This is a genomic window from Roseicella aerolata, from assembly GCF_020523605.1.
GTDB classification, from domain to species: domain Bacteria; phylum Pseudomonadota; class Alphaproteobacteria; order Acetobacterales; family Acetobacteraceae; genus Paracraurococcus; species Paracraurococcus aerolatus.
The window spans coordinates 1-16,084 of record NZ_JAJAQI010000070.1; the positions used below are offsets into that span (position 1 = coordinate 1).

General features: G+C 69.3%; 12 protein-coding genes and 2 tRNA genes. 9 read left to right on the plus strand and 5 right to left on the minus strand.

The features are described from left to right. The first annotated feature begins 140 nt into the window (after nucleotides 1-140). From LHA35_RS26020 to LHA35_RS26035, 4 genes are all read left to right on the plus strand, one after another. A complete protein-coding gene (locus LHA35_RS26020; RefSeq protein WP_226613915.1) occupies nucleotides 141-1,694 on the plus strand; it encodes a calcium-binding protein in 1,554 nt (517 codons plus the stop codon). Nucleotides 1,695-1,952: 258 nt separating this feature from the next. Continuing rightward, nucleotides 1,953-2,141, plus strand: a complete 189-nt coding sequence (locus tag LHA35_RS26025) for a transposase (RefSeq protein ID WP_226613917.1) — start codon at nucleotides 1,953-1,955, stop codon at nucleotides 2,139-2,141. A gap of 66 nt (nucleotides 2,142-2,207) precedes the next feature. Further along, entirely contained in the window at nucleotides 2,208-2,624 is a 417-nt protein-coding gene (locus LHA35_RS26030; protein WP_264185813.1) for a transposase, read from the plus strand. A gap of 132 nt (nucleotides 2,625-2,756) precedes the next feature. Next, nucleotides 2,757-3,422 (plus strand): hypothetical protein, encoded by a 666-nt coding sequence (locus LHA35_RS26035; protein WP_226613919.1) that lies wholly within the window; start codon nucleotides 2,757-2,759, stop codon nucleotides 3,420-3,422. 193 nt (nucleotides 3,423-3,615) lie between these two features. Here LHA35_RS26035 and ilvD read toward each other — a convergent pair whose 3' ends face one another. Next, nucleotides 3,616-5,334 (minus strand): dihydroxy-acid dehydratase, encoded by a 1,719-nt coding sequence (ilvD, locus tag LHA35_RS26040; RefSeq protein ID WP_226613921.1) that lies wholly within the window; start codon nucleotides 5,332-5,334, stop codon nucleotides 3,616-3,618. Between the two features lie 260 nt (nucleotides 5,335-5,594). On the opposite strand from ilvD, the gene LHA35_RS26045 reads away from it, so the two are divergent. Next, on the plus strand, nucleotides 5,595-6,065 hold the full coding sequence (locus LHA35_RS26045; protein WP_226613922.1) for a hypothetical protein: 471 nt from the start codon (nucleotides 5,595-5,597) through the stop codon (nucleotides 6,063-6,065). Nucleotides 6,066-6,080: 15 nt separating this feature from the next. Here LHA35_RS26045 and LHA35_RS26050 read toward each other — a convergent pair whose 3' ends face one another. From LHA35_RS26050 to LHA35_RS26065, 4 genes are all read right to left on the minus strand, one after another. Further along, nucleotides 6,081-8,804, minus strand: coding sequence for a valine--tRNA ligase (locus LHA35_RS26050; protein ID WP_226613924.1), 2,724 nt, complete (start codon nucleotides 8,802-8,804; stop codon nucleotides 6,081-6,083). Between the two features lie 51 nt (nucleotides 8,805-8,855). Next, nucleotides 8,856-9,383, minus strand: coding sequence for a DUF2497 domain-containing protein (locus tag LHA35_RS26055; RefSeq protein ID WP_274708228.1), 528 nt, complete (start codon nucleotides 9,381-9,383; stop codon nucleotides 8,856-8,858). Nucleotides 9,384-9,448: 65 nt separating this feature from the next. Continuing rightward, complete coding sequence (locus LHA35_RS26060; RefSeq protein WP_226613926.1) at nucleotides 9,449-10,903, minus strand: TolC family outer membrane protein; 1,455 nt, start codon at nucleotides 10,901-10,903, stop codon at nucleotides 9,449-9,451. Nucleotides 10,904-11,332: 429 nt separating this feature from the next. Further along, a complete protein-coding gene (locus LHA35_RS26065) occupies nucleotides 11,333-11,989 on the minus strand; it encodes a protein-L-isoaspartate O-methyltransferase family protein (RefSeq protein WP_226613927.1) in 657 nt (218 codons plus the stop codon). A 143-nt stretch (nucleotides 11,990-12,132) separates the two neighbouring features. On the opposite strand from LHA35_RS26065, the gene LHA35_RS26070 reads away from it, so the two are divergent. The 4 genes from LHA35_RS26070 to LHA35_RS26085 all read left to right on the plus strand — a co-directional run bounded on the left by LHA35_RS26070 (nucleotide 12,133) and on the right by LHA35_RS26085 (nucleotide 15,051). Continuing rightward, nucleotides 12,133-12,206: transfer RNA gene (locus LHA35_RS26070), tRNA-Cys, on the plus strand. 69 nt (nucleotides 12,207-12,275) lie between these two features. Further along, nucleotides 12,276-12,350 (plus strand) — tRNA-Asn (locus LHA35_RS26075). Nucleotides 12,351-12,526: 176 nt separating this feature from the next. Continuing rightward, entirely contained in the window at nucleotides 12,527-14,179 is a 1,653-nt protein-coding gene (locus LHA35_RS29040; protein ID WP_226613929.1) for a site-specific integrase, read from the plus strand. After that, nucleotides 14,176-15,051, plus strand: coding sequence for an abortive infection family protein (locus LHA35_RS26085; protein WP_226613931.1), 876 nt, complete (start codon nucleotides 14,176-14,178; stop codon nucleotides 15,049-15,051). Before LHA35_RS29040 ends, LHA35_RS26085 begins: the two co-directional genes overlap by 4 nt. Nucleotides 15,052-16,084: the final 1,033 nt, after the last annotated feature.

Consider the following 16,084-nt stretch of genomic DNA (forward strand, 5'->3'; position numbering starts at 1 on the left):
CACCCGCAGCGGATGGTCGGCCCGGACCCGTTGTTCCAAATCCACGTAGCTGAACAGCGACCCAACCACCGCATCACTGCCACGCATCCTCACCCCGCTCGCTGCCGGGGGTAGGGAATCACGCAGGCGGCATCACCACAATGAATTTCAGCAGCCTGTTAGGCGGCGGTGGAGACGACACACTCCTCGGTGGCGACGGCGACGACGTTCTGTCAGGCGAGGCCGGTGCCGACTGGTTCTATGGCGGCGCTGGGGCCGAACAATTCCGCTACGTCGGCCTGCCCCAGGCGCATTCCAACGCCGAGGTCGAGGATCAGATCTGCGACTTCAGCCGTACCGAGGGCGACCTGATCGTTCTCGGCGGGCTGTCCCTGACCGGCATCGGGGCGCCTGCCGCGCTGCGCTGGGGCGGCACACAGGTAGCCCCCTGGGGCGTCTGGCTAGCGCCGAAGCCGGGCACGACCGACCAGCGGGTGTTGGTGGACACCACTGGCGACGGCAGGGCCGACCTATCGATTACCGTGCTCAACGCGGCTGGCCTAGCGGGCGGTGGCTTGGCGCCCGGCGATTTCCGCGGCCTCGCCGCCCCCCCGCCGCCGCCCACCGGCGGCTCGGCTCCACCGACTGGTCCGCGCAGCCTTGCCGACATCGACGCGAACACCACCAGCCAGACCCGCTTCCTGTCCGACGCGAGCCCGTGGAACACCACCATCGCCACGGGCGCCACCTACACGCCCATACCCGTCCTGGCGAAATACGCGGCGGACCACGCGGTGGCCCTGACCTCCTGGCGGTCGGACTGGCCGAGCATCGCGATCCACTATGCCGAGCCGACGGATCCCCTTGTCACGGTGCGATGGATCCCGGACACCTGGATGCCGGTCGCGGACGGGACTTGGCTGCGGTGGGGCAACGGGCCGACGGTGGACGCCACCATCCTGGCCAAATCGCAGGACATCAACGCCTACCCCGCAAACCCCTATTCGACCCAACGCGCGGACCTCACCTGGAACAGCAAGCCGAGCGGGCTTCCGGCGGAGTACGACGGGTGGAGCCAGGCGCCCGGTGAAGTGCTCTACGCTCGCGTGCCTGTCGGCGCCCGCCCGCCGGCGGATTCGGACGGCTTCACTGTGATTGTCCAGCCGGACGGCAGGGCCCTGGAGTTGTACTCGCCCATCGTGCTCGGCGACGGGACCTGGGTCTCCCAGATGTACAGCTTCACGAACGCGCTCGGCGGCCTCGGCATCGGCGCGGAGAACGGAAGGCGCGCCTCCATGGTGTCGAGCTATGCCGGGGTGATCACCGACCTCGACCTCGCCCGCGGCAGCATCGACCATGCCCTGGCGCTGATGGTGCCGGCCGCCATGCTCACCACCGCCTTCACCGGGCCGGCGCTGGCCTTCGATTCGAAACCGAACTACACTGGCAGCTACGCAATGGGCTCTCATCTCGCCCTGCCCTCGGACCTCGACCTGACGTCGCTCGGTCTCGGGACCGGTTTCGGGAAGATGGTGGCCGCGGCCGCGCAGGCCTATGGCATGTACATCGTGGACCGCGGCGGCAGCGGCATCCTGATTGCCGCGCAGATGGAGCCGGACTCCGGCGCGCTGTCCCAATACAGCTGGGCCGTCCAGCAGGACCTGAACACCATCCTGCGCAACACGGCCCTCGTGACGACCGACGGCATCTGGTGAGAGTGTGTACACGAATGAGTCCCTTACTGCGCCTGGGTCTGGGCGGACGAGCCGGAGTGAAATGAAGGAACTCATTGCGATCTAGATGGGCGCAGCAAAGAGGCCGGGCGCGCGGTCGTACACGATGTTGAGCCGGCGGTAGCGGATCAACCAGACGAATAGCCGCTCAATGGCCTAATCACAAATGAGAGGCTGTTGAGCAATTTTGGTGCATGGGTGCGGCGTGGCTGAAACCGGTCCGATCTCCATGTGGGCTGGATGGAGACTCAGCCCTACCCTTCCGACCTCAGCGACGAGGAATGGGCGATCCTGGCGCCTCTCCTCGTTCTCGGCCGGCAAGCCGGCCATCCCCGGGTGTTCGCGCCGCGACGGATCGCCGAGGCGGCGTTCTACCTCCTGCGCACGGACTGCCAATGGCGGGCGCTGCCGCACGACTATCCGCCCTAGCCGACGGTCTACTATCACTACAGCCGATGGCGGCGTTCGGGCGCCTGAGAACAGATCAACGCCGGCCTGCGCGAGCGGTACCGCGCCGCGACCGGCCGCGATCGCCAGCCCTCGGCAGCCATTATCGACAGCCGGTCGGTGCGCACCACGGAGGTCGGCGGCCCACGTGGCTACGACGGCGGCAAGAAGATCTCTGGCCGCAAGCGCCAGGTGCTGGTGGACACGCAGAGCAACCTGCTGAAGGCCAAGGTGCACCCGGCCGATGTGCACGACCGGCGCGGCGCCGAACTGCTGCTCGAGGGCCTCGCGGCGCAGTTCCCGCGCATCGCCCTTCTCTGGGCCGACACCGCCTACCAGGGGCTGAAGGCTTTGTTGGCATTGACCCTCGGCTGGGCGCTGACGATCACCAGGCGCCAGATGTACGGCCGGGGAAAGCTCGACCTGCTACGGGCGCGCTTGGTCGCACCGGCACCATCAGCATGACCTGCACGAAAACTGCGCCGAAGCCCCTATTCCACGCCGAAACACACCCGGCAGGGTGCCTGTGGCAACCGCGGCACGATCCGTCACATTCCGCTGGAGGAGAGGGTCTGCGAGGCCCTTGGCCGGCAGCTGATGGCGCCCGACCTCCTCGCCGCCTTCGTCGCCGAATACACCGCCGAGTGGAACAAGATGGCAGCGGAGGTCGGGGCGGCCGGCGAGCGCCACCGACGGGAGCTGCAGGGCATCGAGCGGCAGCTGGCCAACCTGTTCGATGCGATCGCCGGCGGGCTGCAGTCAGCCGCCTTGCAGGCACGATTGAGCGCCCTTGAGACCCGGAAGGCCGAACTGGAAGCCCTGGTCGCCGCCACGCCCCCGACCCTTCCGGCACTTCGACCCAATCTGGCCGAGGTCTACCGGGCTCAGGTCGAAGCGCTGCACCGGGCGATCGCGGCCGGCGACACGCCCGACGCGCTCGAGGCTGCCCGTGCCCTGATCGACCGCGTGCTGATCCATCCGCCGGAGGATGGGGGCGGCCCGGCCGGGGTCGAATTGGTAGGCGATCTCCTGAACATGCTCAGGGCCGCAGGCCTTGATGAAGCCGGAGAGCAGGACGCGCACGCCTCGGGCGTCCTTACTTTGTTCGTCAGTTCGGTAAAAGAGGGTCCGGGAGGGCAGCACCCGCCCGATCGATTGATGAGACCTGTGCGCGGGTGCGATCAGCCACAAGCTGTAGCGGTTATCGCAGGCATCCGAATACCAGACGCTGCGTCATCGGCGACCCGCGCACAGGTTTCATGATACCACCCCGCATCAATGCTGACGCATTGATGCGGCGTCGGTCGCCGGCGCCGCTCTGCGGCCTGGCGACGCGCCACCTAACGCGGCCCCCCGGTGCCCATGGAAGACACCTCCAGCATCCTCCATGCGGCCCGGCCATTCGGGCGCCCAGCTGCCTGCGGCGGCTGCAGGTCAGGATTTATGCGGGCGGGTATCAGATATCGGCGTAGATATGCGTCTCCGCCTTCGCCCCGGGCTGGGTGACCGCGCCGTAGCGGGCGGGACCGACGGTCTGGGCATATTTCCACAGCGCGCCGCTGTTGAAATTGTGCCCGCGCGGCTTCCACTCCGCCTTGCGCTTCGCCAGTTCCTCCTCGGGGAGCAGCATGTCGATCGTGCCCTTCTCGGCGTCGATCACGATCCTGTCGCCGTTCCGCAACAGGCCGATCGGGCCGCCCACCGCTGCCTCGGGCCCGACATGGCCGATGCAGAAGCCGCGCGTGGCGCCGGAGAAGCGGCCATCCGTGATCAGCGCCACCTTGTCGCCCATACCCTGGCCATAGATGGCGGAAGTGGTGGAGAGCATCTCCCGCATGCCGGGGCCGCCCTTCGGCCCTTCATAGCGGATGACGATGACATCGCCCGGCTTGTAGGCGCGCGCCTCGACCGCGGCGAAGGCGTCCTCCTCGCAGTCGAAGCAGAGCGCCGTGCCCTCGAAGCGCAGCGTCTGCATCCCGGCGATCTTCACGATCGCCCCGTCCGGCGCCAGGTTGCCGAACAGGCTGACCACGCCGCCGATCTTCGAGATCGGGCTGGAGACGGGGCGCACCACGTCCTGGTCCTTCGGGAAGACGACGTCCTTGTGGTTCTCGGCCAGCGTCCTGCCGGTAACCGTCAGGCAATCCCCGTGCAGCAGCCCGCCGTCCAGCAGCGCCTTGATGATGACGGGCACGCCGCCGATGCGGTGGACATCCTGCGCCACATACTTCCCGCCCGGCTTCAGGTCCGCGATATGCGGCGTGTCGCGCATCAGCCGCGCCACCTCCTCCAGCGGGAAGTCGATGCCGGCCTCATGCGCGATGGCGGGCAGGTGCAGCGCCGCATTGGTGGAGCCGCCGGTCGCGCCCACGATGCGCGCCGCATTCTCCAGCGCCTTGCGGGTGACGATGTCGCGCGGGCGGATCTGCTTGCGGATGAGGTCCACCACCGCCATGCCGGAATTATAGGCCCATTGGTCGCGCTCCTCATCCGGCGCGGGGGCGCCAGCGGAATGCGGCAGGGCCAGGCCGACCACCTCCGAGATGCAGGCCATGGTGTTGGCGGTGAACTGGCCGCCGCAGGCGCCGGCGCCGGGGCAGGCATGCTGCTCCAGCTCCTCCAGATCGGCATCCGACATGCTGCCGGCGGCATGCGCGCCGACCGCCTCGAAGACGTCGAGGACCGTGACGTCCCGGCCGCGGAAATGCCCGGGCCTGATGGAGCCGCCATACATGAACACGCTCGGCACGTTCAGCCGCAGCATCACCATCATCATGCCGGGCAGCGTCTTGTCGCAGCCGGCCAGGCCGACCAGCGCGTCATAGCAATGGCCGCGCATGGTGAGCTCGACGGAATCGGCGATGACCTCGCGCGAGACCAGCGAGGCCTTCATGCCCTGGTGGCCCATGGCGATGCCGTCGGTCACCGTGATGGTGGTGAACTCCCGCGGCGCGGCGCCGGCCGCGGCGACGCCACGCTTGGCGGCCTGGGCCTGGCGGTTCAGCGCGATGTTGCAGGGCGCGGCCTCGTTCCAGCAGGTGGCGACGCCGACGAGGGGGGAGGCGATCTCCTCCTTCGTCATGCCCATCGCATAGTAGTAGCTGCGATGCGGCGCGCGCTCCGGCCCGATCGAGACATGGCGGCTCGGCAGCTTGGACTTGTCCCATGTGGTCATTGTTCTTCTCCGCACCGGGGCTCCGCCCCGGATCCCGGCAGGGGGGCGGTGCCCCCCCCCTGCACGCCCCGCCAAAGGCCGGAGGGCCATTCGAAACCTTTAGTTTTTCAGGGGGGTGTTGCCAAGGCGGGATGCGGCGGACGGGGCCGCCGGCATGGCCGGGACCGCGGCCCACGCCCTCGTGACACCTGCGCAAGGGAGCGACGCGGTTGCCTGTGTCTAGGATCAGGCGGGCGACCGGCCGGAGGGGAGGATCAGGCATGACAGCCAGGATGGCGGCGATGTTCGGGCTCGTGCTGGTCGCGGCCGGGGCCGCCGCGGCGCAGGAGGGCGAGTTGTGGGAGCCGGCCACCACCACTGCCATGGCAATCACCGGCCGGGTCACCTTCGCCCCGGACCGCATCACCTTCGGCAACCGCGCCTCCCTGCCCCTGGAGCCCGCGGGCGAGATCCCGAATTTCCGCGCGGAGGGCCAGCGGGTGACGGCGGCGCTGTACCGGGTGACGGAGCCGGCCAATCCGGTGCTGCTGCGCGGCAGCCGGCTCTGCGCCCAGGGCCGGCCGGTGCGGGCCATCGTGGTCTGGCAGCCGCCGCCGATCGGCGCGGCGCCCCCGGGCCCCTCCCGCGCCATGGCGGCCTTCAGCAGCCAAACGACGCCGCAGGAGGCCGAGGCGGCAGGAAGCTGCGGCACCTTCCACTATGAGGTGCCGCAGCCGCGCGGGCCCCGCTGAGCGGGGCCGGGCTCCCTACTCCGCGATCCGCGCCAGCGCGGCATCCAGCCGCGCCATCTCGGCCCGCGCCGCCTCCAGGCGCTCGCGATTCTCCTCCACCACCTCCTCGGGGGCGCGGGCGATGAAGTCGGCATTGCCGAGCTTCGCCTCGACCTTCCTCGCCTCGCCTTCGGCCTTGGCGCGCTCCCTGGCCAGGCGCGCCCGCTCGGCCGGGATGTCGATGACCCCGGCGAGCGGCAGCATCACCGTCGCCTCGCCAACCACCGCCTGGGCGACACCCTTCGGCACCTCGCCATCGAGCGGCGAGATCTCGGTCACGCGCCCGAGCCGGCGGATGGCCTCGATCCAGCGCCCGGCCCGCGCCAGGCTCTCCGGCGCCGCATCGCGCACCAGCAGCGGGGTGGTGACGGAGGGCGGGACATTCACCTCGGAGCGGACCGCGCGCACCTCGGTCACCAGCCGCACCACCCAGTCCAGCTCCTCGCGCGCCGCCTCGGCCTCGGTAACGGGCACGGCCTCCGGCCAGGGGGCACGGATCAGGCTGCAGTCCGGCCCGTAGCCGAAGCGGTCCCAGAGCTCCTCGGTCACGAAGGGGATGGCCGGATGGAGCAGCCGCAGGATGGTGCCGAGCACATGCTGCGCCGCGCCCTTTACCTCGGCCCTCTCCGGCCCGTCCGGGCCGTTCAGCACCGGCTTGGCGAATTCGATGAACCAGTCGCAGAAGCTGTTCCAGACGAAGCGGTAGCAGGCCGCCGCGTATTCGTCGAAGCGGTAGGCCTCCAGCGCGGCCGTCGCCTCGGCGACCGCGCGGTTGGCCGCATCCAGGATCCAGCGCGCGAGCGGCGTCTCCGCCGCCGCCGGATCGAAGGCGGGATCCGGCGAGCCTGTTCCGCGGGCCTGCGGCCCGACGCCGTTCATCTCGAGGAAGCGCGCGGCGTTCCAGATCTTGGTGATGAAGCCGCGATAGTCCTCCACCCGCTTGCGGCCGAGCTTCACGTCGCGCCCCGGCCCGGTCAGGGCGCAGATGGTGAAGCGCAGCGCGTCGGCGCCGTAGGCGTCGATCAGCTCCAAGGGGTCCATGACGTTCCCCTTGGACTTCGACATCTTCTGGCCCTTCTCGTCGCGGACCAGGCCGTGGATGTAGACGTGGCGGAAGGGAACATCGCCCATGAAGTGGATGCCCATCATCATCATCCGGGCGACCCAGAAGAAGATGATGTCGAAGCCTGTCACCAGCACGTCGCCGGGATAGTAGCGCGCGACCTCCGGCGTCCTCTCCGGCCAGCCCAGCGTGCTGAAGGGCCAGAGCGCCGAGGAGAACCAGGTATCGAGCACGTCCGGGTCGCGCTCCAGCGGCACGTCCCGGCCGAACTTCGCCCGTGCCGCGGCTTTGGCTTCCTCCTCGGTCTTCTCGACGAAGATGCTGCCGTCCGGCGCGTACCAGGCCGGGATCTGGTGGCCCCACCAGAGCTGGCGGGAGATGCACCAGGGCTGGATGTCGCGCATCCAGGCGAAGAAGGTGTTCTCCCACTGCCGAGGGACGAACTGGGTCCTGCCGGTCTCCACCGCCTCGATCGCCGGCTTCGCCAGCGTCGCGGCGTCGCAGTACCACTGCCAGGTCAGGCGGGGCTCGATCGGCACGCCGCCGCGGTCGCCATGCGGCACCTGGTGGGTGTGCGGCTCCACCTTCTCCAGCAGGCCGAGTTCCTCGAGCTTCGCCACGATCGCCTTGCGCGCGGCGAAGCGGTCCTGGCCGGCGAGCGAGCGGACGAAATCCGGCTCGGCCACGCCCTCGACCGGGCAGAGCTCGCCCTCGATCTCGCCGAGAAAGACCCGGCCCTCGGGATCCAGGATAGTCGGCATGGCGACGCCGTGCCGCCTGCCGACCTCGAAATCGTTGAAGTCATGCGCCGGGGTGATCTTGACGGCGCCGGTGCCCTTCTCCGGGTCCGAGTACTCGTCCGCCACCACGGGGATCGCCCGGCCGACCAGCGGCAGGATCACCCGCTTGCCGACCAGCGACGCGTAGCGCGCATCCTCCGGGTGCACCGCGACCGCCGTGTCGCCGAGCATTGTCTCCGGGCGGGTGGTGGCGACGGTGATGAACTGGCCCGGCGCACCTTCGACCGGGTAGCGCAGATGCCAGAGATTCCCCTTCACCTCGCGGCTCTCGACCTCGAGGTCGGAGATCGCGGTCAGCAGCTTGGGGTCCCAGTTCACCAGCCGCCGGTCGCGGTAGATAAGCCCCTGCCGGTGCAGGGTGACGAAGACCTCCAGCACCGCCCTGGAGAGGCCCGCATCCATGGTGAAGCGTTCGCGCGGCCAGTCGAGGCTGGCGCCGAGCCGGCGGAGCTGCTTCGTGATGGTGCCGCCCGATTCCGCCTTCCACTGCCAGACCCGGTCGAGGAAGGCGGCCCGGCCAAGGCTGCGCCGGTCCTGGTTCCCCTCCTGCGCCAGCAGCCGCTCCACCACCATCTGGGTGGCGATGCCGGCATGGTCGGTGCCCGGCTGCCACAGCGCATCCCGGCCCTGCATCCGCCGCCAGCGGATCAGCGTGTCCTGGATGGTGAAGGTCAGCGCATGACCCATATGCAGGCTGCCCGTGACATTGGGCGGCGGGATCATGATGGTGAAGGGCGCGGCAGGGCTTGCGGGGTCGCAGGCGAAGGCGCCCGAGCGCTCCCAGCCCTCATAGAGGCGGGTCTCGAAGCTGCCCGGGGTCAGGGTCTTGTCCAGCATGGGCGCATCCGTGTTCCGCGGCCCGCCCCCCGTCAAGGGGGCAGCGCCGGATCAGGACAGCGCCCGGCTGACCACCCGCTCGATCTCGGCCCGGACCAGCCGCTCCACCAGCGGCGGCAGGTGCTGGTCCAGCCACGCCTTCAGCAGCGGGCGGAGTTCCTCCCGCACCACATCCTCGATGCTGGGCCCGCCGCGGGTCACGGGGCTGGCACGGTCGGCGGCCACGGCCCGCAGCAGCGTGCCGACCGAAGCGGCGGCGGCAGCGGCGGCGGCGGGCGCGAGCAGGGAGCGATCGCTCTCGGGCGCCGCTTCGGGCGCGGGGTCCGGCGCGGCTTCCGGCGCCGGCGGGGTCTCCGGGGCGGGCGCCGGCTCCGGCAAGGCAGCCGCCGCGGGCGGCGGCGCCGGCTCGGGCGCCGAGACCAGCATGTCGTCGGTCAGTTCGAGCGGCTCGGCGGCCGGCACGGCAGCCGCCGGCCTGGCGTCGCTGGCGGCTTCGGCTTCCTCGTCCGGCGCCGGGGAAGCCGGCCCTGCCTCGTCCTCGCTGAGGATGCGCCGGATGGAGGCAAGGATATCCTCCATGCTCGGATCGGCGGAAGCGCCCGGGGCCGACCCGGCGCCGGGCGGACCTGCGCGCTCCGCGGCCATCAGCGTCGCTCCGCCACGTTGGAATAGTCGCCGAACCCGACCCAACGATTGCGCACGGCATTGTAGTAGGCACGCATGTCATAGAGATCGACCGGCAAGGCGAGATCCTGGGCGGTCAGCCGGCCGAGGGCGGAGGCCAGCGAGTAGGACTGCGCAACCATATTGGCGAGGGCGCGGACCAGGTCGGTCCGGTTCTGCAGCAGCTCCTGCTCGGCGTTCAGTACTTCCAGCGTGGTGCGGCTGCCGACGATCGCCTCGCGCTGGACGCCGTCGAGCGCGATCTCGGCGGCGCGGATGGCGGCGCGCTGTGACTCCACCTGGGCACGGGTGCTCTGCAGCTGCTCCCAGGCCTGGGTCGCGGACTGGGTCGCGGCGCGCCGCTGCTCCTCGACCGTGTGCCGGGCCTGCTGGGCCGCCTGCCGGGCCTGCCGGACGGCGGCATGTTCGGCGCCGCCCTGATAGATCGGCACGGTCAGCTGGGCGATGATCTGCGCGCCGGTGAGCCGTGTATGGGCCTGGGTCTGGTTGTCGTTGCGGAAGGCCTGGCCGGTCAGGCCGAGCGTGGGCAGGAGCTGGGCGATCTGCGCCTGGATCTCGTCCCGCCGGGTGGCCTCGTCGAACAGCGCCGCCACCACGGCCGGATTGTTGGTTGCGGCCGCCTGCCCGGCCTCCTGCGCATTGGCAACCGGCGGCCGCAGCGGCTGCGGCGCGACGAGGCGCTGCGGCATCATGCCGACCACGCGTTGGAAGGTCGCGCGCGCGACCTGCAGGTTGCCTTCCGCGGTCGAACGGTCGGACCGCGCGCGGGCGAGCCGGCTTTCGGCCTGGGCGACGTCCGTCCGGGTGATCTCCCCCACCCGGAAGCGCTCATTCGTCGCGCGCAGCTGCTCGGCCAGCACTTGCTCGTTGTTGATGTTGAGGCGCAGCTCCTCCTGGAACCGGATGACCGAGACATAGGCGTTCACCGCATCCGCCATTACCTGCTGCTCGGTCGCCAGCAGCCGGGCGCGCTGTGCCAGCACCTGGTTCTCCGCCCGGCGGGTCAGGGCCGTGGTCCGGCCGCCGCGGAAGAGCGGCTGGGTGATGGTAACGCTGTTGGTGTAGAGGTCGCGCTCGATGCGGTTCGAGACGCCGACCGCCCGATTCCCGAGGAAATCGCCGGTTGCCGGATCGAAGACTGGGGCGGCGCCGCTGAGCGAGCGGACCCGTCCATCGACGACGCCCGCCGTGCTCGTGATGGTGACGGTCGGCCGCCAGCCGGCCAGGGCCTGCGGCACGTTCTCATCCACCGAGCGGAGTTGGGCCCGCGCCGCCAGCAGGGCGGGGTTGTAGGAATAGGCCTGTGCCAGCGCATCCGACAGGGTCTGGGCCCGGGCCTGCGGCGCACCGGCGAACAGGGCAGCCGGCGCCAGGAGCGCGGTGGCAAGCACCAGGGCGGTGCGAGTCGATGTCATCCGAGCCATGTCCTTCCGTCGCAGCGACGCCGCGCGTCCGTATCTAACCTAAACCAGCCTTTCGCGCTTGCCATACCGCAATGCAAAGGCGGGACAAGGGGCTCCACGGCCCTGCGACGCGATCGCGGGCTGTCCCGTCGACCGATTCCGGCTGCATGCATCCACCCTTATCCCGAAGCGCTGCGGTGCCGTGGAGGCCAGAAGAACGCCTTGCCGGTAAAACAATCATGACCCCGGCGGGGCGCGGCAGCGATGGCCAGCCTGTCGCCCCGGCGGCTCTCGGCCGTCGGGCGGGCCGGTGCGCCCGCCGGTGGTATCCCGCGGCGGCGAGGTGACGGGATGGGCCGCCCGGGACGGCCCCGGCCCGGGGTTCGGCGCCGGTCACCCGACCGCAGGAGCGCCGGGCGCCGCGCCCGCCCGGCCCCTGGGTCAGAAGACGAAGCCGGGGGCTGGAGCGAATTCCGGCAGCGCGACGGTGGCGCAGTCGAAGACCGGGGTCGTGGTGACCGAGCCGCCAAGCCGGCGCGCCAGCACCGCGACGCCGTTCCGCCGCCCACCGCCCAGCACCGTGACCAGCCGCCCACCCTCGGCCAACTGGTCGGCGATGGCGTTCGGGATCTCCGGCACCTCGCCCTCGATCAGGATGACGTCATAGGGTGCGCCCGCGGCGAAGCCCCGGGGTGGCGAACCCGTCTCGATCCGCACCGTGCCGGCCGGCAGGGCAGCGGCCAGGGCGTCGCGGGCGATGCCGAGCAGCGTCTCGTCGCTCTCCAGTGCCGTCACGCGCGCACCGCAGCGGCCGAGCACGGCGGCGCCGTAGCCGGTGCCGGCACAGACCACCAGGGCCCGGTCGCCGGGCCGGACCGCCGCGAGCTGGATGAGGCGCGCGAGCACCATTGGCTCGATCAGCGCCCGGCCGCCGGGCAGCGGCACATCCTCATCCGCATAGGCCCGCGCCCGGGCGGTGGGCGGGAGGAAATTCTCGCGCGGCAGCTCGCGCATCGCGTCCAGCACGCGCGGGTCGGTCACCCGGCTGGGCCGAAGCTGCCCATCCACCATGCGCTTGCGCGCATCCGCATAGTCCATGAAGCCGATACCTTCTCGGGGCCGCGCGGTTATAGGGTCCGCCTCGCCGCCTCGCCAAGCCATGGCATCGCCGCAGGGCCCTTGACCCGCAGCGGCCGCGGCCCCAAAGAGGCGCCACGCCCGGAGGCGACATCCTCTCAGGCGGTCCGGTGGCCGAGTGGTCAGGCACAGGTCTGCAAAACCTGCTACGGCGGTTCAATTCCGCCCCGGACCTCCAGGAGAAGAAAAGTCTTCCGAGGCACTTGCACGGCGGGGCTCAAGTGTTAAAAGCCCGGCCACTGGCTGATCCGGCGTGGCGCAGCGGTAGCGCAGCGGACTGTTAATCCGTTGGTCGTTGGTTCGAATCCAACCGCCGGAGCCATTGCTCCCCCCAAAATACTGACATCCAAGCATGTTCCCTCCCGGCCAAGCCGCCGGAGGCCGCGCTTGCGCCGTTTGGTCCCACAAGGGTCCCACAAAAGGTCCCACATCACGCGAAAGCGAGGTATCTTCCGCTACCGTCGCCGCCTCCCTGGCGAGCCGGGGCGAGAGGTGGCGGTGAGCCTCCGCACCCGGCACTTCCGGGAGGCGGAGCATCGGGCCGGATTGTTGGACAGGGCATTTGATGACGCATTGGCGCGGGCACGGGCGGCGGTGAGCAGCGGCGCCCATGCGGACCTCAACGCGATCCTACGGGACTACCTGCGGGCAGCCCTTGAGCGTGACCTTGAGAGGCGACTGGACCGCCTTCCCGGCCACCCCGTCTATGCCCATTGGTGGGAACCGGGCGACCCCGGCACCGCCACCGAGGCCGATCTTCGGGTAATCCGGGAGACACGGGCGAACATGGCCCGCGATCTTGCCAACGGCACCCTCGCCGACATGGAGGAGGAGGCGGATGCAATCATGCGCCGCCACGGGCTGCCCGAGGAGGTGCGCCGCCGCTTGGCCCTGGGGCTGGCTGAGGCCGCCGTTCGGGCGTGGGACGTGGCGGAGCGTCGCACGTTAGGCAGCGCCCCCTTGGTCATGGACGACGAACCAGCGCCTTCCCCTCCCCCGTCTGCGCCGTCGCCAGCACCTCCACCGCCGCAGCCTCCGGCCAAGCCTTCCGTCTCCTCCCTCGTGGAATCTTTCTTCGAGCGCAGAGCGAAGCGCGATAAAGCGACCTTCAAGCAAATCGCCATGGAGCGCACGACGCTTCGCCTGTTCCTGGAGGTGTGCGGCGACCGGCCCGCTGATGCCCTCCACCGGGGCGACGTGACCCGCTTCCTGGACACGCTGCGCCAACTGCCGAGCACCTATGGCAAGTCGCCCAAGGACAAGGACCGCAGCATCTCGGACCTCATTGCGGAGGCAGATGCCAAGGGGAAGCAGCGCCTAACCGACCGCACCGCACAGCGGCACCACACCGCCCTGTCGCAGTTCTTCCAGTTCGCGGTTGACGGTGGACACCTCACGGTCGCCGGCAGGACCGAGCTTGTGGACGGCCATCGTTTCCGGGAGGAGCGCGGCGCCCGTGAGCAACGGGACATGTTTACCCCGGACGAGCTTCGGGTGCTGTTTTCCTCCCCGGTGTGGCGCGGGAGACACCACTTCTTCCGGGAGAAGGAAGGGCCGGAGATCATCCGAGACGGGTTCTTCTGGCTGCCTATCCTTGCCCTCTACCACGGCGCCCGACTGGAGGAGCTTGCGGACCTCAAGCGGCGGGACCTCAGGTGCGACGGCGGGGTGTGGTGCATCAACATCACCGAAGCGGATGGACGACGGCTCAAGAACGGAAACGCCGACCGGGTTGTTCCTCTGCACCCGGAGGTGATCCGAATGGGGTTCCTGGAGGATGCCTTGAAGGCAGCCCCCACGCCCGACGCCCCGCTGTTCCCTGACCTTCCGCAGCGCGGAAAGGACAAGCGGCGCGGCGTTGACGTGACCAAGTGGTTCACCCGCTACCGGCGCAAGTTCGGCTTGGATCGCCCCGGCCTGTCCTTCCACTCCTTCCGCCACACGGCCATCACGCGCCTGACGGATGCCATCACCACCGAGCAGCAGCGCCGACACCGCGACCGCATGATGGGCCACGCGAGCGGCGGAGGAGAAGGCGATCAGCGGTATGACAAGGGGCCGGGGCTAAAGGCGCTGGCCGAGACGCTGGCGTTGCTGCGGTTCCCCGAGGTGGACCTATCGCATCTCTACACCGCCGAAAGGACAGCATGACCATCCCTCTCCCGCTGATCGCTGTCGTCGCGGACGTGCTGGCGGAGCGATACACGCACGACCGGCTGAACCTCCTGTTCCTTGAAGCGGGAGCACCGGGCGACGTGCCTGAGGGCAACAAGCGGGCCAAGTGTGAAACGTGGCTGCGGCGCATCAGCGCCGAGGCAGCAGACAACGCGCCCGCCATCCTCGGCCGGTTACTTGAGGATATGCTGGAGGAGGAAATACCGACGCCCGAGCAGGTGCGACGCGCCGCTCCTTGGGCGAAAGCCGAGCATGACTTGCGCATTGCACGCCACGAAGGCCGCGAGCGCGTGAAGGCGGCGCTGACCAGGGCAGGCTTCGCCTATCTCGGCGCCGGGCGGATGATGCAGGGTAGTATTCAGGTTGCGTCCCGCCAGTTGGCTGATCTCATCAAGACGCGCGATCTCCCCGCGCTGGAGGCCGAGTTCGCCACCCTGGCAAGCCGCGCAGCGTTGCATCCGCGAGATGCACTTTCAGCCGCCGCGAATATCGTGGAGGGCGTCTTGGGGGAAATGGTGGCCGCGTTGATGCTCACGCCGCCAACCAACCGCACCTTGTCCACGCTCTGGACGACGGTGAAGCCTGCCATTAACGCCGATCCAGCGGCCATGCCTGATCCCGACTTGAAGAAGATCGCTGGCGCGATGGCGGCGATGGTGGACGGCCTTCAAGGGCTGCGTGACGACAAGAGCAGGGCACACGCGATGCGGCCCGAGCTGGCGCGGTCGTATCGCATCGAGCCCCGTCATGCACGTCTCGCGGTGAACGCGGCGCTGGCCTTCACCGTTTTCCTCTTGGAAGCATGGCAGGTGATGGAGGAGCGGAAGGCACGGGAGGTGACGGGCTGAACTGCTTGCCAGTCTCGATTGGGTGCAAGGGCCCCACACGGACAGGCATCCGCCTTTCCTCTCCCACGCGCCCGAAGCCCTGCCCACCATCCGCAAGGACGGCGCATGTGTAATGAGTGAGGAGAAGATGCGGACCCAAAAGTGCAGTCAGACTGCACCGTATTTATGTCCGCCCACCCCACATACCCCCTGGATAAACCTATAGGTATAGTAAGGTTGGGATCAGCTCGCAGATAGGGCCAACACCCTCACCCCTCCTGCCCCATGCTCCTATCCCTCCCCCACCATCCATCGCTACAGCCAGGCCTTCCCCTGTCCTGTGCAGTAGGCTGCACCGTGATTACCCTGTCCCTCCCCACCCCCCCGGAAAACCTTATAGTTAACCTATAAGTAGGAGGGGGGTTGGGGTTGATGGAGTAGGGTTCATCCCCTCCACCCTCCCTCTCCATAATCCTTCCATTCAGTCCCACCATCCACGTCCGCAGCGGGGAGGCTTCTCCGGTCTGCTGTGCGGTGCAGTCCGCTGCACCCTGCCCGGCGGTATGGATGGCAGGCGCCTCGGGTAGCAGCCTCGGCCCTTGGCCTTGAGGCTCCCCGGGGTGTCCTTGGGATCGCCCTTCGGGGTGTCCCACGGCTGACGGTCTGAGCCTCTCTCCGCACACCCGTCCCCGTTCTTATTGGTGCAGTCCACTGCACTGATGTCCCCCTCCGTCCGCAGTCAGCCTTCACAGGCCATGCGGGCGGATGCCTTCACGTAGATGGCTGGCACCGGCCTGGGGATTGTCCCCCGCATGGGCAGCCACACTCCCCGCACCCTCCCCCATCCCGACCGCACGTCGCATCGCCCCCGCACGGGCGAGCACGCACGGCTGTCCTCACCGCACACCCAAGGAAATCCCATGCTCACCGCAAATTGTGGCGCGACGATCTGGATGCGAGCAGCGCGACAATCAGGATGAGAGTCTGTGGTCGCGGCGGCTGGATGATTGTCGCGGCGCGACAGGTAGGCAAGCGGTTTTCGGGTGATGCGCGA

Coding starts and splice junctions, on each gene's coding strand:
- LHA35_RS26055 (WP_274708228.1), bottom strand. CDS start 9,383: ATGGAGGATATCCTTGCCTCCATCCGGCGCATCCTCAGCGAGGACGAG.
- LHA35_RS26050 (WP_226613924.1), bottom strand. CDS start 8,804: ATGCTGGACAAGACCCTGACCCCGGGCAGCTTCGAGACCCGCCTCTAT.
- LHA35_RS26025 (WP_226613917.1), top strand. CDS start 1,953: ATGGAGACTCAGCCCTACCCTTCCGACCTCAGCGACGAGGAATGGGCG.
- LHA35_RS26060 (WP_226613926.1), bottom strand. CDS start 10,903: ATGACATCGACTCGCACCGCCCTGGTGCTTGCCACCGCGCTCCTGGCG.
- LHA35_RS26065 (WP_226613927.1), bottom strand. CDS start 11,989: ATGGACTATGCGGATGCGCGCAAGCGCATGGTGGATGGGCAGCTTCGG.
- LHA35_RS26085 (WP_226613931.1), top strand. CDS start 14,176: ATGACCATCCCTCTCCCGCTGATCGCTGTCGTCGCGGACGTGCTGGCG.
- LHA35_RS26020 (WP_226613915.1), top strand. CDS start 141: ATGAATTTCAGCAGCCTGTTAGGCGGCGGTGGAGACGACACACTCCTC.
- LHA35_RS26035 (WP_226613919.1), top strand. CDS start 2,757: ATGGCGCCCGACCTCCTCGCCGCCTTCGTCGCCGAATACACCGCCGAG.
- ilvD (WP_226613921.1), bottom strand. CDS start 5,334: ATGACCACATGGGACAAGTCCAAGCTGCCGAGCCGCCATGTCTCGATC.
- LHA35_RS26045 (WP_226613922.1), top strand. CDS start 5,595: ATGACAGCCAGGATGGCGGCGATGTTCGGGCTCGTGCTGGTCGCGGCC.